The organism is Streptomyces sp. NPDC036764, from assembly GCF_055609385.1.
On the sequence record NZ_JBVJPT010000001.1, the window covers coordinates 622,784 to 645,265 of the forward strand.

23 protein-coding genes are annotated in these 22,482 nt (G+C 71.5%); 16 read left to right on the forward strand and 7 right to left on the reverse strand.

Translation table 11 applies throughout. The features are described 5' to 3' along the window. Window positions 1–17 precede the first annotated feature (17 nt). Window positions 18–1,532, reverse strand: coding sequence for an IucA/IucC family protein (locus ACZ69Q_RS02655; protein WP_471035084.1), 1,515 nt, complete (start codon window positions 1,530–1,532; stop codon window positions 18–20). Between the two features lie 94 nt (window positions 1,533–1,626). Here ACZ69Q_RS02655 and ACZ69Q_RS02660 point away from each other — a divergent pair, with 94 nt between their 5' ends. The 4 genes from ACZ69Q_RS02660 (at window position 1,627) to ACZ69Q_RS02675 (ending at window position 5,003) form a co-directional block, all read left to right on the forward strand. Further along, entirely contained in the window at window positions 1,627–3,156 is a 1,530-nt protein-coding gene (locus ACZ69Q_RS02660; protein WP_471035088.1) for an IucA/IucC family protein, read from the forward strand. Window positions 3,157–3,323: 167 nt separating this feature from the next. Then, window positions 3,324–3,683 (forward strand): hypothetical protein, encoded by a 360-nt coding sequence (locus ACZ69Q_RS02665; protein WP_471035091.1) that lies wholly within the window; start codon window positions 3,324–3,326, stop codon window positions 3,681–3,683. A gap of 127 nt (window positions 3,684–3,810) precedes the next feature. After that, window positions 3,811–4,725: a HipA family kinase gene (locus tag ACZ69Q_RS02670; protein ID WP_471035095.1), complete on the forward strand. Its 915-nt coding sequence runs from the start codon at window positions 3,811–3,813 to the stop codon at window positions 4,723–4,725. Further along, the gene (locus ACZ69Q_RS02675; RefSeq protein ID WP_471035099.1) at window positions 4,722–5,003 is read left to right on the forward strand and encodes an Rdx family protein; all 282 of its coding nucleotides are present in this window, start codon (window positions 4,722–4,724) and stop codon (window positions 5,001–5,003) included. Before ACZ69Q_RS02670 ends, ACZ69Q_RS02675 begins: the two co-directional genes overlap by 4 nt. Before the next feature lies 1 nt (window position 5,004). Here ACZ69Q_RS02675 and aceB read toward each other — a convergent pair whose 3' ends face one another. Both aceB and ACZ69Q_RS02685 read right to left on the reverse strand, forming a co-directional pair. Further along, window positions 5,005–6,627 carry a malate synthase A gene (aceB, locus tag ACZ69Q_RS02680; protein WP_471035102.1) on the reverse strand — a complete coding sequence of 541 codons (1,623 nt, stop codon included), beginning with the start codon at window positions 6,625–6,627 and terminating at the stop codon, window positions 5,005–5,007. 210 nt (window positions 6,628–6,837) lie between these two features. Next, window positions 6,838–7,440, reverse strand: a complete 603-nt coding sequence (locus ACZ69Q_RS02685; RefSeq protein WP_471035106.1) for a nucleotidyltransferase family protein — start codon at window positions 7,438–7,440, stop codon at window positions 6,838–6,840. Window positions 7,441–7,647: 207 nt separating this feature from the next. On the opposite strand from ACZ69Q_RS02685, the gene ACZ69Q_RS02690 reads away from it, so the two are divergent. Then, window positions 7,648–7,959, forward strand: a complete 312-nt coding sequence (locus ACZ69Q_RS02690; protein WP_471035110.1) for a DUF5955 family protein — start codon at window positions 7,648–7,650, stop codon at window positions 7,957–7,959. Between the two features lie 102 nt (window positions 7,960–8,061). On the opposite strand, the gene ACZ69Q_RS02695 is transcribed toward ACZ69Q_RS02690, so the two are convergent. Further along, window positions 8,062–8,856, reverse strand: coding sequence for an IclR family transcriptional regulator (locus ACZ69Q_RS02695; protein WP_471035114.1), 795 nt, complete (start codon window positions 8,854–8,856; stop codon window positions 8,062–8,064). Window positions 8,857–9,104: 248 nt separating this feature from the next. On the opposite strand from ACZ69Q_RS02695, the gene allB reads away from it, so the two are divergent. Continuing rightward, a complete protein-coding gene (gene allB, locus ACZ69Q_RS02700) occupies window positions 9,105–10,442 on the forward strand; it encodes an allantoinase AllB (protein ID WP_471035118.1) in 1,338 nt (445 codons plus the stop codon). Between the two features lie 38 nt (window positions 10,443–10,480). Then, window positions 10,481–11,596, forward strand: a complete 1,116-nt coding sequence (gene alc, locus ACZ69Q_RS02705; protein ID WP_471035122.1) for an allantoicase — start codon at window positions 10,481–10,483, stop codon at window positions 11,594–11,596. Between the two features lie 167 nt (window positions 11,597–11,763). Here alc and ACZ69Q_RS02710 read toward each other — a convergent pair whose 3' ends face one another. Continuing rightward, entirely contained in the window at window positions 11,764–12,510 is a 747-nt protein-coding gene (locus ACZ69Q_RS02710) for a 3-oxoacyl-ACP reductase family protein (RefSeq protein ID WP_471035125.1), read from the reverse strand. A gap of 117 nt (window positions 12,511–12,627) precedes the next feature. Here ACZ69Q_RS02710 and ACZ69Q_RS02715 point away from each other — a divergent pair, with 117 nt between their 5' ends. The 3 genes from ACZ69Q_RS02715 (at window position 12,628) to ACZ69Q_RS02725 (ending at window position 14,704) form a co-directional block, all read left to right on the forward strand. Further along, on the forward strand, window positions 12,628–13,449 hold the full coding sequence (locus ACZ69Q_RS02715) for an AIM24 family protein (protein ID WP_471035130.1): 822 nt from the start codon (window positions 12,628–12,630) through the stop codon (window positions 13,447–13,449). An 88-nt stretch (window positions 13,450–13,537) separates the two neighbouring features. Further along, window positions 13,538–14,164, forward strand: a complete 627-nt coding sequence (locus ACZ69Q_RS02720; RefSeq protein WP_471035134.1) for a dihydrofolate reductase family protein — start codon at window positions 13,538–13,540, stop codon at window positions 14,162–14,164. Between the two features lie 153 nt (window positions 14,165–14,317). Continuing rightward, the gene (locus ACZ69Q_RS02725; RefSeq protein WP_471035138.1) at window positions 14,318–14,704 is read left to right on the forward strand and encodes a guanyl-specific ribonuclease; all 387 of its coding nucleotides are present in this window, start codon (window positions 14,318–14,320) and stop codon (window positions 14,702–14,704) included. Window positions 14,705–14,764: 60 nt separating this feature from the next. Here the strand turns inward: ACZ69Q_RS02725 and ACZ69Q_RS02730 are convergent, their stop codons facing one another. Next, the gene (locus ACZ69Q_RS02730) at window positions 14,765–14,965 is read right to left on the reverse strand and encodes a hypothetical protein (protein WP_471035143.1); all 201 of its coding nucleotides are present in this window, start codon (window positions 14,963–14,965) and stop codon (window positions 14,765–14,767) included. A 178-nt stretch (window positions 14,966–15,143) separates the two neighbouring features. Here ACZ69Q_RS02730 and ACZ69Q_RS02735 point away from each other — a divergent pair, with 178 nt between their 5' ends. The 3 genes from ACZ69Q_RS02735 to ACZ69Q_RS02745 all read left to right on the forward strand — a co-directional run bounded on the left by ACZ69Q_RS02735 (window position 15,144) and on the right by ACZ69Q_RS02745 (window position 18,491). Beyond that, entirely contained in the window at window positions 15,144–16,394 is a 1,251-nt protein-coding gene (locus ACZ69Q_RS02735; RefSeq protein ID WP_471035147.1) for a sensor histidine kinase, read from the forward strand. A 187-nt stretch (window positions 16,395–16,581) separates the two neighbouring features. Further along, entirely contained in the window at window positions 16,582–17,262 is a 681-nt protein-coding gene (locus tag ACZ69Q_RS02740) for a response regulator transcription factor (RefSeq protein WP_471035152.1), read from the forward strand. Between the two features lie 44 nt (window positions 17,263–17,306). Then, window positions 17,307–18,491, forward strand: coding sequence for a cytochrome P450 family protein (locus ACZ69Q_RS02745; protein WP_471035157.1), 1,185 nt, complete (start codon window positions 17,307–17,309; stop codon window positions 18,489–18,491). A 49-nt stretch (window positions 18,492–18,540) separates the two neighbouring features. Here ACZ69Q_RS02745 and ACZ69Q_RS02750 read toward each other — a convergent pair whose 3' ends face one another. Further along, a complete protein-coding gene (locus ACZ69Q_RS02750) occupies window positions 18,541–19,563 on the reverse strand; it encodes a Gfo/Idh/MocA family protein (RefSeq protein WP_471035162.1) in 1,023 nt (340 codons plus the stop codon). A gap of 129 nt (window positions 19,564–19,692) precedes the next feature. Between ACZ69Q_RS02750 and ACZ69Q_RS02755 the strand changes: the two genes are divergently transcribed. From ACZ69Q_RS02755 to ACZ69Q_RS02765, 3 genes are all read left to right on the forward strand, one after another. Then, on the forward strand, window positions 19,693–20,430 hold the full coding sequence (locus ACZ69Q_RS02755; protein ID WP_471040011.1) for a GntR family transcriptional regulator: 738 nt from the start codon (window positions 19,693–19,695) through the stop codon (window positions 20,428–20,430). A gap of 237 nt (window positions 20,431–20,667) precedes the next feature. Then, complete coding sequence (locus tag ACZ69Q_RS02760; protein ID WP_471035166.1) at window positions 20,668–21,816, forward strand: ROK family glucokinase; 1,149 nt, start codon at window positions 20,668–20,670, stop codon at window positions 21,814–21,816. Next, the gene (locus ACZ69Q_RS02765) at window positions 21,813–22,391 is read left to right on the forward strand and encodes a sugar kinase (protein ID WP_471035170.1); all 579 of its coding nucleotides are present in this window, start codon (window positions 21,813–21,815) and stop codon (window positions 22,389–22,391) included. Before ACZ69Q_RS02760 ends, ACZ69Q_RS02765 begins: the two co-directional genes overlap by 4 nt. The last annotated feature ends 91 nt before the right edge of the window (window positions 22,392–22,482 follow it).

Here is a 22,482-nt window from a genome sequence, read left to right on the forward strand (position 1 = left end):
CCCGCTTCAAAACGAGGTCAGAACACCTCGCTGACCAGCGGATTGGCCAGCTCCGCCCACTGGTCCCCGGGCGTCCCCGGCGACAGCCGCATCAGCGTCAACGCCTTCGTCGGCAGCGGCTCCTCACACAGCGCCGCCAGGTCCACGGTGTCCGGCAGGTCGCGTACGACCGCTTCCAGCGCTGCGCGCAGCGCGGCACCCGAGCCCGCCGTACCCGCGAGCGCCCCCGCCACCAGCGAGCCGGACAACTTGCGGCGCAGGGCCGTCACATCGTCCGTGACGATCCGGCCCGTCAGCTCCGGCACCGGGATGCCGTGCCGGGCCAGCCGCGCCGGACTGACGCGGATGTCGGCCAGGTCGCGGTAGACCAGACGCACCGGCGAGCCGTCCGCCGACAGCACCACGAGCAGGTTCTGCCCGTGCGCCTCAAGGGCCACGCCCAGCTCCAGCAGCCGCAGGCCCACGGTGAGCGCGAGCCGCGTGAAATCCGCCAGCCACGCCGGGGACCCGGGCAGCTCCGTGGTCGCCAGCGCGGCCACCGGCACGACCCGCTCACCGGGCCCGGCGTACTCCTGCGGCGACTCACGGACCACCGCCGCCAGATCGGGGGAGCCGGCCGTGGCCGCGCCCAGCGTGCGCGTGACGTGCAGCAGCCCGTCCATGCGGGCCGCGAGGAGCTGACCGAACGACGACAGCGTGGCCGACAGACCGATGGAGTACACCGAGATGTCCCGCACCGACGAGGTCAGCCGGGCGCTCAACGCGGTCTTGACGTGCGGTCCCCCGGGCACAGCGAGCGTGCGCAGGGACATCAGCGGATGCGCGGCGACCGCGTCGTCGTAAGGATCGCGAGGGCGCTTCAGGACGTGCTCCGCCTGCCACGGATGCACCGGGATCAGCAGCCGCTCCCCGTCCGACATCCCCTGCGGCCACTCGCCCGTCACCAGACACTCGTCCGCCCGCACCGGCACCAGGCCCAGCCTCACCACCGGCCGGTGCTCGGGACCGTACGCCAACTGCTCGGCCACCGAGAAGCCGGGCCGGGAACGGCAGTTGGGGTGGAACGGATGCCCGTCCACCACCCGCTGCTCCCACTCCCAGTCCAGCTCCGGCCACTGAATCGAGTGAGCCTCCTGCCCGGCCCGTGACAGCGCCGTCGAGGCGACACTGTGGCCGAGTTCGGCGGCGAAGGACGTACCGTGCGGCACGGCCAGATCGGTCAGCAGCCGGGCCGGATCGTCGTAGGAGGTCTCGTCGAGCCGGACGGCGGTGACGTACGCGGCGGTGGCGTACGGGTCCGCATGCGGGCCGTGCAGTCGGCGGCCGTCCGAAAGGCGCAGGGTCAGGCCCGCCTCGCCCCGCTCACGGCCGGCCACCCAGGGCAGCGGCTCGCAGGCGAGCGCACGCCACAGCCGGGTCAGGACGGCCGCCCGGGCTCCGGGGAGTTCGGCCGTGTAGCGCGCCGCGAGGTCGGGGCGCACTTCGGCCAGTTCGGCGGCGACCTCGGCCTCTGCGCTGGGAGGACGGTGCACGGGTGGGCTCCTCGGGTACGAGTAGGGCGTCGGGGCAGGCGCCGACGACAGACATACTGATCGTCATCCCACCGGAACGGACCGTAGAGAACGAGTGGATCACGTGCACCTCACCCCTCCGACAGCAGCCGACGTCGCGGACCGCGCCGACGCCCGCGCGCTCGCGCCCCTGCTCAACTGCCTGCTGCGCGAGGTGGCCGAGCCGTACGCGGGGTCCGGCGGTGCGGAGCCGGCCGCGGTGGACGGGGAGCCGCGGGTGTACCGGCTGGGCGGCACCGGCCGCCTGCTGCGGGTCCGCGGCGGCCGGCGGCCCGCCGAGCCCGAGGTGCACGTGGACGGCGCGTGGCAGCGCGTCGGCCACACCGAAGTGGTCAAACTCGTGGCCGACGAGCTGCGCCGGCACACCGGACTGTCCAACCACGAACTGCCCGCCGAGATCATCGACAGCCGGGACGCGGTGGCGGCGCTGCTCACGGCACGCGCGCGTGCCACGCCGCCGGACGACCTCTACCTGCGCTCCGAGCAGTCCCTCCTGACCGGCCACCCCTACCACCCCGCGCCCAAGGCGCGCGGCGGCGGCCCGGTCGCCGCCTGGCTGCCCTACGCCCCCGAGGCGCACGCCCGCTTCCCGCTGACGCTGCTCGGCGTGCGCGAGGACGCGGTCGTCGAGGAGGGCGACACCACCGCTCTGGACGCCCTGGGCGAGGCCCCGCCCGGCTACCGCCTGCTGCCCGCGCACCCCTGGCAGCTCGACCTGACCGGACGGGAGCTCGTGGACGCGTTCGCGGACGGCCGGCTGGTGCGGCTGGGCACGACCGGCTTCGACGCCTGGCCGACGGCCGCGATCCGCACGCTGTACGCCCCCGGGCACGACCTCTTCCTGAAGTTCAGCCTGGATGTGCGCATCACCAACGACATCCGTCGGCTGTGGCGCCACGACCTGCTGAGACTGCGCCGCACCGACATCGCCGCGACCGCCGCCCTCGCCGCGCAGGACGGCCCCGCCGCCTGGCTCGCCGACCGCGGCTACCGCACCGCCGACTTCGCCTTCGAGGAACTCGCGGTCCTGGTCCGCGACGGACTGCGCGGGAGCGTGCTCGCGGGCGCGACGCCGCTGCTGGCCGCGGGGCTGGTCGAGGGCTTCCAGGGCAGCCCGCTGGACGGTGTCGAGGATCCGGACACCTGGTGGCAGGCGTATCTGGCCCAGGTCGTCCCGCCCGCCCTCGCGGCCTTCGCCGATCACGGCGTCGTCCTGGAGGCGCACCTGCAGAACACGCTGGTCGCCGTCGACCGCGCCGGAATGCCGGTCCAGGCCCTGTTCCGGGACGCCGAGGGCGTCAAGCTGCTGCCGGAGGTGTCGCGGGAGGCCGGCTGGGAGCGGCTGGTGTACTGCCTGGTCGTCAACCACCTCGTGGAGATCGCCGGCGCCCTCGTCGAACAGCACCCGGCCCTGGATCCCTGGCCGGCGGTCCGCCGCGAGCTGTGCCGCCATGACCTCCCCGAGATCCCGGCCCTGCTGTCGTCCCCCACGCTGCCCGGCAAGACCAACCTGCTGCTGCGCTGGACGGGCGCGGACGGCGCGGCCGCCCGCTATCTGCCACTGCCGAACCCACTGGCGGGGTGAGTGCCGAGAGCGGCGGCGGGACCCGCGAAGGCCGGCGCCGTGCCGACCGGGCCACCGGCCGTCGGTACCGGATCGCCCGTCTCCGCAGGCGGTCACCCGCATTCATGGAGCCGACGATGTCGGGAACTCGGACCGGGCATCTTCCAGCACTGCGGAAGGCGGCGGCCATGACCGTTCGACACCCTGCCGCCCGGGCGGACGGGCGCTTCAAGCGGCTGTCCGAAGCCGCGGCCCACTTCACCAGCTCCCCGGCCTTCTACGTGATCTGCCTGGTACTCGTGGCCTTCTTCATCGTCACGCACGTCGCCGGGCTCGATGGCGAGTGGATGTTCCTGGCCGGGGACCTGATGACCGCGGTGACCTTGATGCTGCTGGCCTTGCTGAAGAACTCCGAGCAGCGGGCCGAGCACGCGATCCAGCGGAAGCTGGACGCCATCGCCGCGGCCCTTCTGGAGGAGCGGGAGGGCAAGACCGGCGAGGCCACCGAGGACCTGCGAAAGTCGATCAGGATGGACGAGGAAGTCTGACCGGCCGTATCTGCCCTTGCGGGAAGCCCCGGCTGTCCCGCCTGGTTAAGGTTTCCAGGATCGCACCGGGCGGAGCTGGTCTTGGAATGATGGAATGTAAGGCAAACGAGATGCGGGGCCTTGGAAGATGTTGAGAGAGGTCACCGCGACCCGCTACGTCGAACCCCTGCGCTCCGGCGGCTCCGTCCCCGGCGTCGTCGAGGCCGACGACCTGGGCACGTACGTAGTCAAGTTCACCGGCTCCGCGCAGGGCCGCAAGGCGCTGGTCGCCGAGGTGATCGTCGGAGAGCTCGCGCGGGCCCTCGGCCTGCGTTTCCCCGAGCTGGTCCTGGTGCACTTCGACCCCGCCGTCGCGGACAGCGAACCGCACCAGGAGGTGCGCGAACTGCACGCCGCCAGCGCGGGCGTCAATCTCGGCATGGACTTCCTGCCGGGCGCGCGGGACTTCACCCCGCAGGCCGCGAAGACCTTCCCCGTGGACCCGCTGGAAGCGGGCCGGATCGTCTGGCTGGACGCGCTGACCGCGAACGTCGACCGAACGATCCACAGCTCGAACCTGATGATCTGGCCGACGCTCGGCACCGTACCGCCGCGTCTGTGGCTGATCGACCACGGAGCGGCCCTGATCTTCCACCACCGCTGGGACGGCTCGGACCCCGAGAAGGCCTACGACTTCCGGCACCACGCCCTGGGCCACTACGCCCCCGACGTGCGCGCCGCGGACGCGGAGCTGGCGCCCAGGGTGACCGAGGAACTGCTGCGCGGGATCGTGGCGGAGGTACCGGACGCCTGGCTGGCCGATGAGATGGGCCCCGGGACGCCCGACGCGGCCCGTGAGGCCTACGTCGCCCACCTCCACGCGCGCGTGCGGGCCTCCGCCGCCTGGCTCCCCACCGACTTCCCCACCGGGGAGGAACTCGCCGCCGAAGAGGCCCGCAGGGCGGCGAAGTCTCAGCAGGGCCGGCCGAAGTGGCTGAAGCAGGTCCCCGACCTGCACGGCAAACCGGCCGCGGAACAGGATTGGTCGGTGCACCTCGGATGAGCGCTCGTGTGGAGATCGAGTACTGCACCCAGTGCAGGTGGCTGCCGCGCGCGGCCTGGCTGGCGCAGGAACTGCTGACGACCTTCGAGGCGGAGCTGTCCGAGCTGGCGCTGAAGCCCGGCAAGGGTGGCGTGTTCGTCGTCCGCGTGGACGACGAGGTGGTCTGGGACCGTCGCGAACAGGGATTCCCCGAGCCGACGGCGGTCAAGCAGGCCGTACGCGACCGAGTGGCCCCGGGGAAGTCCCTGGGCCACTCGGACAAGCCTGCGCAGGAGTAGGTCAGCCCCTGAGCTGCTCGTACGCGGGCAGCGTCAGGAAGTCCGCGTAGTCCTCGTCGAGGGAGACCTCCAGGAGCAGGTCGTGGGCCTGCTGCCAGTGGCCGGCCGCGAAGGCCTCCTCGCCGATCTCGGCGCGGATGTTCGCCAGTTCCTCGGCGGCGACCTTGCGGGCCAGTTCGGGCGTGGCCTTCTCGCCGTTCTCGAACTCGACGCCCGCGTTGATCCACTGCCAGATCTGCGAGCGGGAGATCTCGGCGGTGGCCGCGTCCTCCATGAGGTTGAAGATGGCGACCGCGCCGAGGCCGCGCAGCCATGCCTCGATGTAACGGATGCCGACCTGGACGGCGTTGATCAGACCCGGGTACGTCGGCTTGGCCGCCAGGGAGTCGATCGCGATGAGGTCGGCCGCCTCGACGTGGACGTCCTCGCGCAGCCGGTCCTTCTGGTTCGGCTTGTCGCCGAGGACCTTGTCGAAGGACTCCATGGCGATCGGGACCAGGTCGGGGTGGGCGACCCAGGAGCCGTCGAAGCCGTCGCCGGCCTCGCGGTCCTTGTCGGCGCGGACCTTCTCGAAGGCCACCTTGTTGACCTCGGCGTCGCGCCGGGACGGGATGAACGCCGCCATGCCGCCGATCGCGTGCGCGCCGCGCTTGTGGCAGGTGCGGACGAGGAGTTCGGTGTACGCCCGCATGAACGGGGCGGTCATCGTCACCGCGTTGCGGTCCGGCAGGACGAACTTGGCGCCGCCGTCACGGAAGTTCTTGACGATGGAGAACAGGTAGTCCCAGCGGCCGGCGTTCAACCCGGAGGCGTGGTCGCGCAGTTCGTAGAGGATCTCCTCCATCTCGTACGCCGCCGTGATCGTCTCGATCAGGACGGTCGCGCGGACGGTGCCCTGCGGGATGCCGACGTAGTCCTGCGCGAAGACGAACACGTCGTTCCAGAGGCGGGCCTCCAGGTGCGACTCCGTCTTCGGGAGGTAGAAGTACGGGCCCTTGCCGAGGTCGAGCAGGCGCTGGGCGTTGTGGAAGAAGTACAGGCCGAAGTCGACGAAGGCGCCGGGGACCGGCTCGCCGTCGACCTGGAGGTGACGCTCGTTCAGGTGCCAGCCGCGCGGGCGCATGACGACGGTCGCGAGTTCGTCGGCGGCCTTGAGGGCGTACGACTTGCCGGACCTGTCGTCGGTGAAGTCGATGTTCCGGGTGTACGCGTCGCTCAGGTTGACCTGGCCGAGGACGACGTTCTCCCAGGTGGGTGCGGAGGCGTCCTCGAAGTCGGCGAGCCAGACCTTCGCGCCCGAGTTGAGGGCGTTGATGGTCATCTTGCGGTCGGTGGGGCCGGTGATCTCGACGCGGCGGTCCTGGAGCGCGGGCGGGCACGGGGCCACTCGCCAGGAGTCGTCCGCGCGGATCGCGGCGGTCTCCGGGAGGAAGTCGAGCGTGGACGTCCGGGCGATCTCGGCGCGGCGCTCCGCGCGGCGGGCGAGCAGCTCGTCACGCCGGGGGGTGAACCGCCGGTGCAGCTCGGCCACGAAGGCGAGGGCCGCCTCCGTGAGGACCTCCTCCTGCCGGGGCAGGGGCTCGGCGTCGACGATGGCCAGCGGGGACGGCGCTGGTGCGGACATGAGCTGTCACTTCCTTCAGCGAGCTACGTGGACGAGCTGTCGAGCTTCTGGCACCGGGTGCCAGTCTTCCCGGATACGGCTAGCGGCGCCTGTGGAGCGGTCAGGCGCTTCTGAACAGTGGATACTAGTTTCCTCATGGTGGAAGTTCAATGGTTTGTTGATGTCGAGATTCTCTGAGTCGAGCAAAGGTGGCGCTCGGTGCCACCCCGCTCACTCAAGGTGGCTCAGGTCGGCCTCCGTGTCGATGTCGTACGGCCGTGCCACGTCCCCGCACTCGACGAGCCGGACCTCCTCGGTGTGCTCCCTGAGATAGGCGCGTGCCCCCCGGTCGCCGGTCGCGCTCGCCGCGATGCCCGTCCAGTGGGCGGCCCCGAACAGGACGGGGTGACCGCGTACCCCGGCGTAGGCGGCCGAGACGAGCGACGTCTCGTCCACGTAGGCGGCGAGTACGCGCGCGACCGCCTCCGCTCCGATGCCGGGCTGGTCGACGAGCGAGACGAGCGCCGCCTGCGCCCCCGTACCGGCGAGCGAATCGAGCCCGGCGCGCAGTGAGGAGCCCATCCCATCGGCCCAGTGCGGGTTCTCCACCAGGACGCAGTCGCCGAGTTCCGCCCGCTCCCGTACGGCCTCGGCGCCGGCTCCCAGCACCACGTGGACGCGGGCGCAGCCGGCCGCGCGCAGCACTCCGGCGGCGTACTCCACGAGGGGCCGGCCGCGGTGCGGGAGCAGGGCCTTGGGGCGTCCGCCGAGGCGTCGGCCGCCGCCGGCGGCGAGCAGCAGACCGGCGATCGGAGGCGGTCCGTTCTCAGTCATGCGTCAGGTCTTTCTCCGTCATGCGTCCTGCATACCCGACACCTGCGCGCAGGCCCGACTCCCAACGACTGAAATTCCGTCCGTGCGGTGGCGCTTCGGCATCGGGTGGCGTTTACTGACCCGCGTCCCCGGCGCCCGAGCTACGCCAGGGGTGCTCGGCGGGGATTGCGCGATGACTGGCGCACAACGGCGTGCGAGGGGGGAGCTTTGTTGCGGAGCTTGGGGCAGAGGCCGGTGGCGGGCAGCGACGAGGACTCGAGGGTGGCGGAACTGCGGACGGCGGTGTCCCGTCTGCGCCGCGAACTCGCCGCGCATCCCGCCGAGTTCCCGGACCGTGCGATCGCCGAGGACGAACTCGCGGTGCTGGCCGCGATGGCGGTCTCGGGAGTGCCGGAGACTCCCCGGCTGCGGAGGTCGCTGCTGCTGATCGCCGGGGCGATCGGGTCGGTGAGCGCGCTGTCCCCGGGGCTCACGCAGGTGCGCGACGCGGTGGAGATGTTCGGCGAGCCGCGCCGCTAGTTCAGGGGCGGAACGGGAGCGGGCCCCGGTAGCCCGGGGCCGAAGACGATCTCCTTGTGCCGTGCCGGTCCGTGTAGCTGCCCGGCCGGCGCACCGACGCGCTCACGCGGGGTTCTGGCTGGCCAGTGCCTCCGACAGTTCACCGGCCACCTGCTGGAGCACCGGCACGATCTTGTCCGTGGCCGCCTCGGTGACCCGGCCGGCCGGGCCGGAGATCGAGATGGCCGCCGCGGTCGGGGAGTTCGGCACCGGGACCGCGAGGCAGCGGACGCCGATCTCCTGCTCGTTGTCGTCGACGGCGTAACCCTGGCGGCGGACGTCCTCCAGCGCCGCGAGGAAACCGTCCGGCGTGGTGATCGTCTTCTCCGTGGCGGCCGGCATCCCGGTACGGGACAGCAGTGCGCGCACCTCCTCCGGCGGGAAGGAGGCGAGCAGCGCCTTGCCGACGCCGGTGGAGTGCGGCAGGACGCGCCGGCCGACCTCGGTGAACATGCGCATCGAGTGCTTGGACGGCACCTGGGCGACATAGACGATCTCGTCGCCGTCGAGCAGGGCCATGTTCGCCGTCTCGCCGGTCTCCTCGACCAGTTGGGCGAGGTAGGGGCGGGCCCAGGTGCCCAGCAGCCGGGACGCGGACTCGCCGAGGCGGATCAGGCGCGGGCCGAGGGCGTAGCGGCGGTTGGGCTGCTGGCGGACGTATCCGCACGCCACGAGCGTGCGCATGAGGCGGTGGATGGTGGGCAGCGGCAGCCCGCTGCTCGCGGAAAGCTCGCTCAGGCCCACCTCGCCGCCCGCATCCGCCATCCGCTCGAGCAGGTCGAAGGCGCGCTCGAGGGACTGGACGCCGCCGCCGTTGGACTTGGCGGTGTCGGTGGTGCTGGCGCTGGACGTCGGCACGGCGCGTTCCTTTCGGGACCGGTGGAAGGGCTGAAGCCTACCCGTCGGTCGGTTGACTCCCTGGTTGTACGTAGCTACGTTCTGCTTGATGGAATTGTAATTCCGCTTTGTGGAAACGTCCAGAGAGTGGCGCACAGGTGCACTGTGGAGAAGTGTGCCCTTGACGGCACCGGAACGGGAGTGAAGACTCTTCAACAGAAAGTTGAATTCCGTTACGCGGAAGTCAACGGCGGCAGAGAGGGGTCCGGGTGTCCGACGCTGAACTGGTGCTGCGCTCGACGCGTGTCATCACCCCGGAAGGGACGCGGGCCGCCTCGGTCGTCGTGTCCGCCGGCAAGATCACGGCCGTACTCGGCCACGACGCCGAAGTCCCGTCCGGCGCCCGACTGGTGGACCTCGGTGACGACGTCCTGCTGCCCGGCCTGGTCGACACGCACGTGCATGTCAACGACCCCGGGCGTACCGAGTGGGAGGGCTTCTGGACCGCCACGCGCGCCGCGGCGGCCGGCGGCATCACGACCCTCGTCGACATGCCGCTCAACTCCCTGCCGCCGACCACGACGGTCGACAACCTCCGTACGAAGCAGGAGGTTGCCGCGGACAAGGCGCACATCGACGTCGGCTTCTGGGGCGGCGCCCTGCCCGACAACGTCAAGGACCTGCGCCCGCTGCACGAGGCCGGGGTCTTCGGCTTCAAGGCGTTCCTCTCGCCGTCCGGGGTGGACGAGTTCCCGCACCTCGACCAGGACCGGCTCGCGGTGTCCCTGGCGGAGATCACCTCCTTCGGCGGCCTGCTGATCGTGCACGCCGAGGACCCCCGCCACCTCGACGCCGCCCCGCAGCACGGCGGCCCCAAGTACGCCGACTTCCTCGCCTCGCGCCCGCGCGACGCGGAGGACACGGCGATAGCCCAGCTCATCGCACAGGCGAAGCGGCTCCACGCGCGCGTGCACGTGCTCCACCTCTCCTCCAGCGACGCGCTGCCGCTGATCGCCGAGGCCAAGCGGGACGGCGTACGGATCACCGTCGAGACCTGCCCGCACTACCTCACCCTTACCGCCGAGGAAGTCCCCGACGGCGCCAGCGAGTTCAAGTGCTGCCCGCCGATCCGCGAGTCCGCCAACCAGGACCTGCTGTGGCAGGCACTGGCCGACGGCACCGTCGACTGCGTGGTGACCGACCACTCGCCCTCCACGGCCGACCTGAAGACCGACGACTTCGCCACCGCCTGGGGCGGCATCTCCGGACTCCAGCTCAGCCTGGCGGCCGTGTGGACGGAGGCGCGCAAGCGCGGACACGGCCTTGAGGACGTGGTGCGCTGGATGTCCGAGCGGACCGCGCAGCTCGTCGGACTCGGCCAGAAGGGCGCCATCGAGGCCGGCCGCGACGCCGACTTCGCCGTCCTCGCGCCCGACGAGACCTTCACCGTGGACCCGGCCGCCCTCCAGCACCGCAACCGCGTGACGGCGTACGCAGGCAAGACCCTGTACGGCGTCGTGAAGTCCACCTGGCTGCGCGGCGAACGCATCGTCGCGGACGGCGAGTTCACCGACCCGAAGGGGCGACTGCTCACCCGGACCGACTGAATCCCACCCATCGATCTCGAAAGGCAGACCTGATCACCGTGACGGCGATACCGAGCTTTACCGGCGACGCGAACCCCTACGGAGGCGGCGACCCGTACGCGGACTACCGCACCGCCGACCTCCCGTTCACCCAGTACGCCAACCTCGCCGACCGCCGGCTGGGCGCCGGAGTCATCGCCGCCAACGACGAGTTCTTCGCCGAGCGCGAGAACCTGCTGGTGCCCGAGCGGGCCGAGTTCGACCCCGAGCACTTCGGGCACAAGGGCAAGATCATGGACGGCTGGGAGACCCGGCGCCGCCGCGGCGCCTCGTCCGAGCACCCGTGGCCGACGGCCGAGGACCACGACTGGGCGCTGGTGCGCCTCGGGGCGCCCGGCGTGATCCGCGGGATCGTCGTCGACACGGCCCACTTCCGCGGCAACTACCCGCAGGCGGTGTCCGTCGAGGGCACGTCGGTACCGGGCTCACCGTCCCCCGAGGAACTGCTCGGCGACGACGTCAAGTGGACGACCCTGGTCCCGCGCACGCCGGTCGGCGGCCACGCGGCGAACGGCTTCGCCGTCCAGGCCGAGCAGCGCTTCACCCATCTGCGGGTCAACCAGCACCCCGACGGCGGCATCGCCCGCCTGCGCGTGCACGGCGAGGTCGTACCCGACCCCGAGTGGCTGTCGGTGCTGGGCACCTTCGACGTGGTCGCCCTGGAGAACGGCGGCCAGGTCGAGGACGCCTCCGACCTCTTCTACTCGCCCGCCACGAACACCATCCAGCCGGGCCGCTCCCGCAAGATGGACGACGGCTGGGAGACCCGCCGGCGCCGCGACCGGGGCAACGACTGGATCGGCTACCAACTGGTGGCGCAGTCCCGGATCAGGGCGGTCGAGATCGACACGGCGTACCTGAAGGGCAACAGCGCGGGCTGGGCGTCGGTGTCGGTGAAGGACGGCGAGGACGGCGAGTGGACGCAGATCCTGCCGCGGACCCGCCTCCAGCCCGACACCAACCACCGCTTCGTCCTGCCGGCCCCCGCCGTCGGCACGCACGCGCGCGTGGACATCTTCCCGGACGGCGGCATCTCCCGCCTGCGCCTGCACGGCTCCCTGACGGAGCAGGGCACGGCGGCACTGGCGGCCCGCCACCAGGAGCTGGGCGGCTGACCCAGCGGGGCGCACGGGCCGGGCAACGCTGGTGCACCTGAACGCGTGGGGCCCGCGCCGGACAATGCCGGTGTGCCCGAACTCGTGGAGCGCACGGGCCTGACCACGCCGGTGCGCCCGAACTCGTGGGGCGCACCGGCGGGCAGCCGTGTGCGCCCTACGTCGCCTCACGCCGCGTGGCCCCCGTCGACCGCGAACTCCGCACCCGTGACGTAGTCCGCCGCCGCCAGATACGCGACCGTCGACGCCACGTCCTCGGCCGTGCCGAAGCGGTCCAGTGCGGTCATGGCCGCCTGGCCGGACGCGAACGGGCCGTCGGCCGGGTTCATGTCCGTGTCGATGGGACCGGGGTGGACGATGTTCGCCGTGATCCCGCGTGGTCCCAGCTCGCGCGCCAGCGCCTTCGTCAGGCCGATGAGGGCCGACTTGCTGGTCGCGTAGAGCGTTCCACCGGGACCCGGCACCCGCTGCGCCATGCAGCTTCCGATCGTGATGATCCGGCCCCCGGCACTCATGCGGCCCGCCGCCGCCCGCGAGGCCAGGAAGACGCCCCGGACGTTCACCGCGAGGACCCGGTCCACATCGGTGAGCGACAGGCCCTCCAGCGGGCCCAGCACACCGACGCCGGCGTTGTTCACCAGCACGTGAAGGCCCCCGAGCGCCTCGGCGGCACGGTCCACCGCGCCCTGCGCCTCGTCCGCGTCACCGGCGTCCGCCCGCAGGGCCACGGCCCGCCGGCCCAGTGCCTCGACGGCCCGTACGACCTCCCCGGCCGCCTCCTTGGCGTGCACGTACGTCACCGCGACGTCCGCGCCCTCCCGGGCCAGCCGCAGTGCCGTGGCCGCGCCGATGCCGCGGCTGCCGCCCGTGACCAGAGCGACCTTGCCGTGCAGAGTTCCGTAAGTGGTTGTCATGGGTCCATCCCAGCTCCGCGCGGGCCGCGATGCTGGCGGCGAACGGACACGGAGGTCGTCGAGGGCACCGGACGCCGACTGCGGAACTCTTTCTTCCGGTTTGCTCGTTCACCTCACGTGACTCTTCAGCAAGAAATCGTCGGCAACGCCATGCAGATGGCGGTTGTCAGCCTCCAGCCCGGTCGGACCGTGTACTGCGAGGCGGGAAAGTTCCTGTTCAAGACCACGAACGTCACCATGGAGACCCGTCTGACCGGCCCGTCCGCCGGTCAGCAGCCCCAGGGCGGCGCACCCGCCGCGGGCGGCGGCATGGGCGGCATGCTGCGCCAGGCCATGGGTACCGCCATGCAGGTCGGCCAGCGCGTCCTCGCGGGCGAGTCGATGGCGTTCCAGTACTTCACCGCTCAGGGCGGCGAGGGCACCGTCGCCTTCGCGGGCGTGCTGCCCGGCGAGATGCGGGCGCTGGAGCTCGACGGCACGCGCGCGTGGTTCGCCGAGAAGGACGCCTTCGTCGCGGCCGAGTCCACGGTCGACTTCGGCATCGCCTTCCAGGGCGGCAGGACCGGCATGAAGGGCGGCGAGGGCTTCGTCCTGGAGAAGTTCACCGGCCGCGGCACGGTGATCATCGCCGGCGCCGGCAACTTCATCGACCTCAACCCCGCCGACTTCGGCGGTCGAGTCGAGGTCGACACCGGCTGCGTCGTCGCCTTCGAGGAGGGCATCCAGTACGGCGTCCAGCGCGTCGGGGGCCTGAACCGCCAGGGGATGATGAACGCCGTGTTCGGCGGCGAGGGCCTGTCCCTGGCCACCCTGGAGGGCAACGGCCGCGTCATCCTCCAGTCCCTCGCGATCGAGGGTCTGGCCAACGCCCTGAAGAAGGCCCAGGGCGGCGACAAGCAGGGTCCGACGGGCGGCCTGTTCTCGACGAACGCGGGGTGAGGCGGCACCCGGCCCACCGATGAGTTGCGGGTGCCGGTGGGGTCTGAGCTGATGACAACAGATCCGACCCCGGAAAAGAGGCACTGGCATGGGCAAGCTCGTCTCCACCCTCTTCGTCACGCTCGACGGCGTCTACCAGGCGCCCGGCGGCCGGGAGGAGGACACCCGCGGCGGCTTCGAGCACGGCGGCTGGGTCTTTCCGTACGCCGACGAGGACTTCGGGCAGTTCATCACCGAGGTCTTCGGGCGCCCCGCGGCCTTCCTCCTCGGGCGGCGTACGTACGACATCTTCGCCTCGTACTGGCCGAAGGTGACCGACCCCGCCGACCCGGTCGCGTCCAAGCTCAACGCGCTGCCGAAGTACGTCGCCTCCTCCACGCTGACCGACCCCGAGTGGGCCGGCACCACCGTGGTCAGCGGCGACCTCGGCAAGGAGGTCACCGCCCTCAAGGAGCGCACCGACGGCGAGCTCCAGGTGCACGGCAGCGGCGCCCTCGTCAGATCGCTGCTGGCCCTCGGCCTCGTCGACACCCTGCACCTGCTGACCTTCCCGGTCGTGCTCGGCAGCGGCCACCGGCTGTTCACGGAGGGCGCCGTGCCCACCGCCTTCAAGCACACCGGCGGCAGCAGCACGAGGACCGGCGTCGCCATCAACTCCTACGACCTGGCGGGCCGCCCCGAGTACGGCACGTTCGAGCTCCCCGAGAATGCGTGAGACATCCCTCGCCGGCGCTCTCGCACGGCCTCATGGAGATCGGGTGAGAGTGCCGGGGAGCACGTTAACTTCCCGAAAACTCATCGGACTCGAAGGGAAATTCTGCCCCCTTGACATTGACATGCCACTGTCTACGCGCGTCATCATGAAGCCATGAGATTCCCCCCACGAATCACTCGCATCGGCGCCGCAGCCGCCGTCCTGTCCGCCCTTCTCGTCGGCGGCACCGTCACCGCCACCCCGGCCGCCGCGGCGGTGGGCAGCATTTGCTACAGCGACCTGCCCTCCCAGGCGTACGACACGCTCAGGCTGATCGAGCAGGGCGGTCCCTACCCCTACGAGCAGGACGGCACCGTCTTCCAGAACCGGGAAGGCGTCCTGCCGAGTCAGTCGGCCGGGTACTACCACGAGTACACGGTGAAGACGCCCGGTTCCTCTACGCGCGGTGCTCGCCGGATCGTCACCGGTGAGCAGAACCGGGAGGACTACTACACGGCCGACCACTACGAGTCGTTCGACCTGGTCGACTACGGCTGCTGAGCCCGTCGGCCGAGGTCGATGCCGAGGAACGGCGCGACCGGCCGGGAGTCCGTTTCGGCTTCAGCCGGACTTCCGGCTCTCGGCGGCGGCGAACAGCGCGACCGCCAGCACGAGCAGTGCGACGCTCGCGTAGATCTCGAAGCCGTCGAGGAAGCCGACCTGCTGCACGAGACCCCAGTTCCAGTCCGTGAACTCGTGCACGAGGCCGGCGATGCCCTGTACCAGGGCGATGAATCCGAGGATCTCCAGCAACTGCTTCATGTCATGACTCTCGCCCCGCGGACCCCCCACACCCATCAGCCGCGGGGCGAGGCATGGCCGACGGAAGTCCACGTTCCGGGCGGTCCGCCGCGACCGAAGTCGATGGCGGCGCGACTTTGGTCGCTGATCGCACCCGAAGGGGCGCATCGGGGTCCCCCGCTGCGTAGATTTGTCGACCGTGAGTGGAAGCGAACCGGAACCGGAGGCCGCACAGCAGGCGTTCCCAGGACGCCGCTGGCTGTTGCCGTCGGCCCTGGTGAAGGAGCTCGATCCCGACCCTGACCGCTCCGGGCGACCCCGGCGCACCGCGCGTGACTGGGTGGTCGACTTCTCCTGCTTCGTACTCGCCGTGTTCATCGGGCTGCTGGCCGCCGACACGGTGCACAGCGAGGACCTGCCAGAGGGCTACGCCGTCCTCGACCAGGTGCTGGGAGCCCTCTCCTGCGCCGCGGTGTGGCTGCGGCGCCGCTGGCCGGTCGGGCTCGCCGTCGCGATGGTCCCGATCGGCTTCGTGTCGAACACCGCCGGCGGCGCGGGCGTCGTCGCTCTCTTCACGCTCGCCGTGCACAGGCCCTTCCGGTACGTCGCCTGGGTGGCCCTGGCGGACCTGTTGCTCATTCCGCTGTTCTTCTGGCTGCGCCCCGACCCCGACGTGCCGTACGTCTGGGCGATGGTCTTCGGCGTCCTGCTGACCGGGGCGATCGTCGGCTGGGGCATGTTCGTACGGTCGAAACGCCGGCTCGTGCTGAGCCTGCGCGATCGCGCCCGACGCGCCGAGAACGAGGCCCGGCTGCGGGCCGAGCAGGCGCAGCGGCTCGCCCGCGAGGCCATCGCCCGGGAGATGCACGATGTCCTCGCCCACCGGCTGACGCTGCTCAGCGTGCACGCGGGCGCCCTGGAGTTCCGGCCCGACGCGCCCCGCGAGGAGATCCAGCGGGCGGCCGGCGTGATCCGGGAGAGCGCCCACGAGGCCCTCCAGGACCTGCGGGAGATCATCGGCGTGCTGCGGGCCGGCGAGGCCGATGACGGCGGCCGCCCGCAGCCGACCCTCGGGGGACTGGAGGCGCTGGTCACCGAGTCACGGGAGGCCGGCATGAAGGTGACCCTCGACCAGCGCGTCGCCGACCCCGGCGCCGTACCGTCCTCCGTCGGCCGCACCGCCTACCGCATCGCCCAGGAGGGCCTGACCAACGCCCGCAAGCACGCCCCCGGCACCGAGGTCACCGTGACGGTGACCGGCGCACCGGGCGAGGGCCTGTCGGTCTCGGTGCGCAATCCCGCGCCCGAGGGCCGGGTACCGCACGTCCCCGGCTCGGGCCAGGGCCTGATCGGCCTCACCGAGCGGGCCACGCTCACGGGCGGGCGGCTGGAGCACGGCCCCGCGGCGGACGGTGGCTTCGAGGTGCGGGGCGTGCTGCCGTGGGCGTGACGTTCGTGGAACCCGGGGTGCGGCGCCCAACAGGCGCTGCGTCGTGCGCTGTTGCCCGCCGGGCCGCCGATCGGCGTCCACGCGCGCGTGAAGCGCCGCGCACGGTAACGGCCCTCGCCGCGTGCAGGCGGGCCACTCCACGCCGTCCGGCACCTGAACTCCGTGCAACCGTGATTACGTAAGGCACATGACTGCGATCAGGCTCCTCCTCGTCGACGACGACCCGTTGGTCAGGGCCGGTCTGTCCTTCATGCTGGGCGGCGCCGACGACATCGAGATCGTCGGCGAGGCGTCCGACGGCTCCGAGGTCGAGGCGCTGGTCGACCGCACCCGGCCGGACGTGGTGCTGATGGACATCCGGATGCCGTCGGTCGACGGTCTCACCGCCACGGAGCAACTGCGCGGCCGGAAGGACGCCCCGCAGGTGGTGCTGCTGACCACCTTCCACGCCGACGACCAGGTGCTGCGCGCCCTGCGCGCCGGGGCGGCCGGGTTCGTGCTCAAGGACACCCCGCCCGCCGAGATCGTCGCCGCGGTACGCCGCGTCGCGGCCGGCGACCCGGTCCTGTCGCCCACCGTGACCCGGCAGTTGATGGACCACGCGGCCGGCTCCGCCGCCGACACCCGCCGCACACGCGCACGCGCGCGGCTCACCGGCCTCAACGACCGCGAACGCGAGGTCGCCGTCGCGGTGGGCCGGGGCCTGGCCAACGCCGACATCGCCACCGAACTGTTCATGAGCGTCGCCACCGTCAAGACCCACGTCTCCCGCGTCCTGGCCAAGCTCGACCTCAACAACCGCGTCCAGATCGCCCTGTTGGCGTACGACGCGGGGTTGCTGGAGGAATTGGAGGACAACGGGCACTAGTCCGGGATGCCGTGCGTTCTCGGAGCAGTGGGAGGGGGAGCGTCATGGTGGAAGTGATCGACCTCGGGGAGTTCGGCGACGGTTTCCGTACGGACCCGCACCCCGTGTACGCGCGGTTGCGCGCCCGCGGCCCGGTGCACCGGGTGCGGCTCCAGGAGCCCGACGCGCACCACGAGACCTGGCTCGTCGTCGGGCACGAGGAGGCGCGCGCGGCGCTCGCCGACCCAAGGCTCGCCAAGGACGGCAGCAGGATCGGGGTGACGTTCCTCGACGAGGAGCTGATCGGGAAGTATCTGCTGGTCGCGGACCCGCCCCAGCACACCCGCCTGCGGAGCCTGATCACCCGTGCGTTCACGATGCGCCGGGTGGAGGAACTGCGTCCGCGGATCCGGCAGATCACCGACGAACTGCTCGACGCGATGCTCCCGCAGGGCCGGGCCGACCTGGTGGAGTCCTTCGCCTACCCGCTGCCGATCACCGTGATCTGCGAGCTGCTCGGCGTGCCCGAGATGGACCGCACGGAGTTCCGCAAGATCTCCACGGAGGCGGTCGCCCCGACCAGCGCACAGAGCGAGTACGACGCCTTCGCACGCCTCGCCGAGTACCTCACCGAACTCATCGAGGACAAGCGCTGCGCAGGCCCGGGCGCCGACCTGCTGAGCGACCTGATCCGCACCACCGCGCAGGACGGCGACCGGCTCTCCCCGCAGGAGTTGCGCGGCATGGCCTTCGTCCTGCTGATCGCCGGCCACGAGACCACGGTCCACCTCATCACCAACGCCGTCCACGCCCTGCTCACCCACCCCGACCAACTGGCCGCCCTGCGCGCCGACATGAACCTGATCGACGGTGCGGTCGAGGAGGCACTGCGCTACGAGGGGCCGGTGGAGAACGCGACGTTCCGATTCGCCGCCGAGCCCCTGGACATCGCCGGAGTGCCCATCGCACCGGGCGAGGCGGTCATGATCGGCCTCACCGCCGCCGACCGCGACGCGGCCCGCTTCCCCGCCCCCGAGCGCTTCGACATCCGGCGCGACACCCGCGGCCACATCGCCTTCGGCCACGGCATCCACTACTGCCTGGGCGCCCCGCTCGCCCGCCTGGAGGCCCGCACGGCGATCCGGTCCCTGCTGGAACGCGCCCCGGACCTGGCCCTGGACGGACCGCCGGGGCAGTGGCTGCCGGGTGTGCTGATCCGTGGGGTGCGGAGTCTGCCGGTGCGCTGGTAGCGACATGCACGGGGCAGGTGTCGCCGCATCCCACGAGTGGGGCTCGCACTCACAGCGCCGCGTTCTGGGTCCCGCCCGGCAGTTCGGCGATCGCGACCGGTCTTCGGTCCCGTCTCGACAGCTCGCACGCCTCCGAGATCCGCAGCGCCTGCAAGGCCTCCCGGCCGTCGCAGGGGTTGGCCCGCTCGCCGCGCACGACCTCCACGAACGCGTTCAGCTCCGCCTCGTACGCGGGCCCGAACCGCTCCAGGAACCCCGGCCACGGCTTGTCCGCCGCGGGCGGCCCCGTCGGCTCGGTGGACGCGACCGGCGTGCGGTCGTCCAGACCGACCACGACCGTGTCCAGCTCACCGGCCAGCTCCATGCGCACGTCGTACCCGGCTCCGTTCAGTCGTGTCGCGGTGGCCGTGGCGAGCGTGCCGTCCTCCATCGTGAGCACCACCGCGGCCGTGTCCACGTCGCCCGCCTCACGGAACATCGCGGGCCCGGCGTCGGACCCGGCCGCGTACACGTCGACGACGTCGCGCCCGGTCACCCAGCGCAGCACGTCGAAGTCGTGGATCAGCGCGTCCCGGTACAGCCCGCCGGACAGCGGCAGCCAGGCGACCGGCGGCGGCGCCTGGTCGCTGGTCAGCGCCCGCACCGTGTGCAGGCGCCCGAGCCGGCCGGACCGCACCGCCTCGCGGGCGCCCACGTAGCCCGCGTCGAAGCGCCGCTGGAAGCCCATCTGGAGGATCGTCCCTGCGGTCTCCACCTCCCCGATCGCGTGCAGTGTGCCCGGCAGATCGAGGGCTATGGGCTTCTCGCAGAACACCGGGAGCCCCGACCGCGCCGCCCGGCCGATCAGTTCGGCATGGGCCGACGTCGCCGTGGTGATCACCACGGCGTCCACGCCCCACCGGAAGATCTCGTCCACCCCCGGCGCGGCCGTCTCGCCCAGTCGGTGGGCCAGCTCCTGGGCGCGCGAGGCATCCGCGTCCGTGACGATCAAGGAGCCGACGTCTCGATGACGGCTGAGCGTGTTGGCGTGGATGGTGCCGATGCGGCCTGTACCGATGACCCCGATGCGCATGGAAACAAAGTGCGGGTTCAGTGCGTACGCTGTCAATGCAAATGTCCGGACAATCAAACTACACGACTTCCCGTCAACAACGCGTAGAGCTACAGTCGGCCCGTGCCGAAACCAGAAGTGGACCCGACCGTGGAACTCGAGCTCAGCGTGGACCGGAGCAGTCCGGTGCCCTTGTACTTCCAGCTCTCCCAACAGCTCGAAGCCGCGATCGAGCACGGAGCGCTCACGCCCGGCAGCCTGCTCGGCAACGAGATCGAGCTCGCGGCACGCCTCGGCCTGTCCCGTCCGACCGTCCGCCAGGCCATCCAGTCGCTCGTGGACAAGGGTCTGCTGGTGCGCCGCCGGGGCGTCGGGACACAGGTCGTGCACAGCCAGGTCAAGCGCCCGCTGGAGCTCAGCAGCCTCTACGACGACCTGGAGTCGGCCGGCCAACGCCCGGCGACCCGGGTGATCGTCAACACCGTCGTCCCGGCGTCCGCCGAGGTCGCGGCGGCCCTCGGGGTGGCCGAGGACAGCGACGTGCACCGGATCGAGCGGCTGCGCCTCGCGCACGGCGAGCCGATGGCGTACCTGTGCAACTACCTGCCGCCCGGCCTCCTCGACCTGAACACCGCGCAACTGGAGTCCACCGGCCTCTACCGGCTGATGCGCGCCGCCGGCATCACCCTGCACAGCGCCCGTCAGACGATCGGCGCCCGCGCCGCCACCGCCCCCGAGGCCGAGCGCCTGGCGGAGGAGGAAGGCGCCCCGCTGCTGACGATGCAGCGCGTGACGTTCGACGACACCGGCCGAGCGGTGGAGTACGGCACGCACACGTACCGCCCGTCGCGGTACTCGTTCGAGTTCCAGCTCCTCGTGAGGTCGTGAACGCCCGCCCGTACGCTCCCGGCCGAGCGCGAGAGACCGGTTGGTACGTTGCAATGTCAGGACATTGCGATGTGCCCCGAGCGCTTCGCCCCAGCGGGGGCGCGGGGCTGTGTCGATATGCGGCTCCGCCGCGGGGGCGCGACCGGCCACGACGAACCGGCACCCGGCATGTGACGCGCATCCACCTTTGCCGCCCCGTTCGGCACCCAGCGTGAGCGTGCGGCAGAATCGGCCCTGATGAGCACCTACCGCGACTTCACCGCCCCCATCGGCTCACGGCGGGCCCCCGTTCTGAGGACGGTGGGCCCCAGAGAGCGCCGCTCTCACCTGTCCGCGCCCCGAGTCCCCACCGTGGGCATCGACATCGGCGGCACCAAGGTGATGGCGGGCGTCGTGGACGCCGACGGCAACATCCTGGAGAAGCTCCGCACGGAGACCCCGGACAAGTCCAAGAGCCCGAAGGTCGTCGAGGACACCATCGTCGAACTGGTCCTGGACCTGTCCGACCGCCACGACGTGCACGCCGTCGGCATCGGCGCGGCCGGCTGGGTCGACGCCGACCGCAACCGGGTCCTGTTCGCGCCCCACCTGTCCTGGCGCAACGAGCCCCTGCGCGACCGCCTGGCCGGCCGGCTCGCCGTGCCCGTCCTGGTCGACAACGACGCCAACTCCGCCGCCTGGGCCGAGTGGCGCTTCGGCGCCGGGCGTGGCGAGGACCACCTCGTCATGATCACCCTGGGCACCGGCATCGGCGGCGCGATCCTGGAGGACGGGCAGGTCAAGCGGGGCAAGTACGGCGTCGCCGGCGAGTTCGGCCATATGCAGGTCGTGCCCGGCGGCCACCGCTGCCCGTGCGGCAACCGCGGCTGCTGGGAGCAGTACAGCTCCGGCAACGCGCTCGTGCGCGAGGCGAAGGAGCTGGCCGCCGCCGACTCTCCCGTGGCGTACGGGATCATCGAGCACGTCAAGGGCCAGATCGACGACATCACCGGCCCGATGATCACCGAGCTCGCCCGCGAGGGCGACGCCATGTGCATCGAACTGCTCCAGGACATCGGCCAGTGGCTCGGTGTCGGCATCGCCAACCTCGCCGCCGCCCTGGATCCCTCCTGCTTCGTCATCGGCGGCGGTGTGTCGGCCGCCGACGACCTGCTGATCGGCCCCGCGCGGGACGCCTTCAAGCGCCACCTCACCGGCCGCGGCTACCGCCCCGAGGCCCGCATCACCCGGGCCCAGCTCGGCCCCGAGGCCGGCATGGTCGGCGCCGCCGACCTGGCCCGCCTGGTCGCCCGCCGCTTCCGGCGCGCCAACCGGCGCCGGGTCGAGCGCTACGAGCGCTACGCGCGGTTCGCGGAAGCCCGCCGGACGTCTCAGGGGTCGGCGTGACCGTGTCCGTACCCCGCCGGGCCGATTCCTCGGGCGACCAGTCGCAGCCCGAGGACCGCCGCCACAAGATCCGCCGCCGGGCGCTCACCCTGCTCATCATCGTGCTGCTCATCGGCGTGCCTGCCGGCTACCTGGTGATCTCCGCCAACCAGAGCCGCGACAGCGGCAAGGACAAGGAGGAGAAGTACTCGGCGACCGGCCTCTCCGAGGGCTGGCCGTCGAGGGTGCAGCGCCGGCTGTACCAGATCCCGATCCCGGTGCCGTCGTACAAGGTCGCCTACTACGAGACGAACAACTGGAAGACCAGCCGTCTCTACGTCCAGTTCGAGACCACCAAGGACAACCTGGACGTCTTCCTCAAGTCCCTCGACGTCACCCGGGACGACCTGGAGGCCGACGAGATCACCATCAACGCCCGCGACCGGAAGATCACCGGCTGGGACTTCAAGGACTCCGGGCCCTGGTACGGCATCGTCCGCAAGCAGAAGGCACCGGCGCCCACCCAGGACATCGTCGTCAACCTGTCCGACGCGGAACACCCGTTCGTGTACGCGGTCTCCCGCACGGTTCCCTGACGACCCGGTGATCACCGCGTGACGGTCCCCGGCCCGCGCAGGCCGCCGGGGCCGATTGTCAGACCCCGCCCGTAGAGTCGAAGACGGTTGA

Bases quoted from the DNA above. Each gene is read 5' to 3' on its own strand.
- ACZ69Q_RS02665 (WP_471035091.1), top strand. From the start codon at position 3,324: ATGACCGTTCGACACCCTGCCGCCCGGGCGGACGGGCGCTTCAAGCGG.
- ACZ69Q_RS02670 (WP_471035095.1), top strand. From the start codon at position 3,811: ATGTTGAGAGAGGTCACCGCGACCCGCTACGTCGAACCCCTGCGCTCC.
- ACZ69Q_RS02675 (WP_471035099.1), top strand. From the start codon at position 4,722: ATGAGCGCTCGTGTGGAGATCGAGTACTGCACCCAGTGCAGGTGGCTG.
- aceB (WP_471035102.1), bottom strand. From the start codon at position 6,627: ATGTCCGCACCAGCGCCGTCCCCGCTGGCCATCGTCGACGCCGAGCCC.
- ACZ69Q_RS02685 (WP_471035106.1), bottom strand. From the start codon at position 7,440: ATGACTGAGAACGGACCGCCTCCGATCGCCGGTCTGCTGCTCGCCGCC.
- ACZ69Q_RS02710 (WP_471035125.1), bottom strand. From the start codon at position 12,510: ATGACAACCACTTACGGAACTCTGCACGGCAAGGTCGCTCTGGTCACG.
- ACZ69Q_RS02720 (WP_471035134.1), top strand. From the start codon at position 13,538: ATGGGCAAGCTCGTCTCCACCCTCTTCGTCACGCTCGACGGCGTCTAC.
- ACZ69Q_RS02725 (WP_471035138.1), top strand. From the start codon at position 14,318: ATGAGATTCCCCCCACGAATCACTCGCATCGGCGCCGCAGCCGCCGTC.
- ACZ69Q_RS02730 (WP_471035143.1), bottom strand. From the start codon at position 14,965: ATGAAGCAGTTGCTGGAGATCCTCGGATTCATCGCCCTGGTACAGGGC.
- ACZ69Q_RS02740 (WP_471035152.1), top strand. From the start codon at position 16,582: ATGACTGCGATCAGGCTCCTCCTCGTCGACGACGACCCGTTGGTCAGG.
- ACZ69Q_RS02745 (WP_471035157.1), top strand. From the start codon at position 17,307: ATGGTGGAAGTGATCGACCTCGGGGAGTTCGGCGACGGTTTCCGTACG.
- ACZ69Q_RS02750 (WP_471035162.1), bottom strand. From the start codon at position 19,563: ATGCGCATCGGGGTCATCGGTACAGGCCGCATCGGCACCATCCACGCC.
- ACZ69Q_RS02760 (WP_471035166.1), top strand. From the start codon at position 20,668: ATGAGCACCTACCGCGACTTCACCGCCCCCATCGGCTCACGGCGGGCC.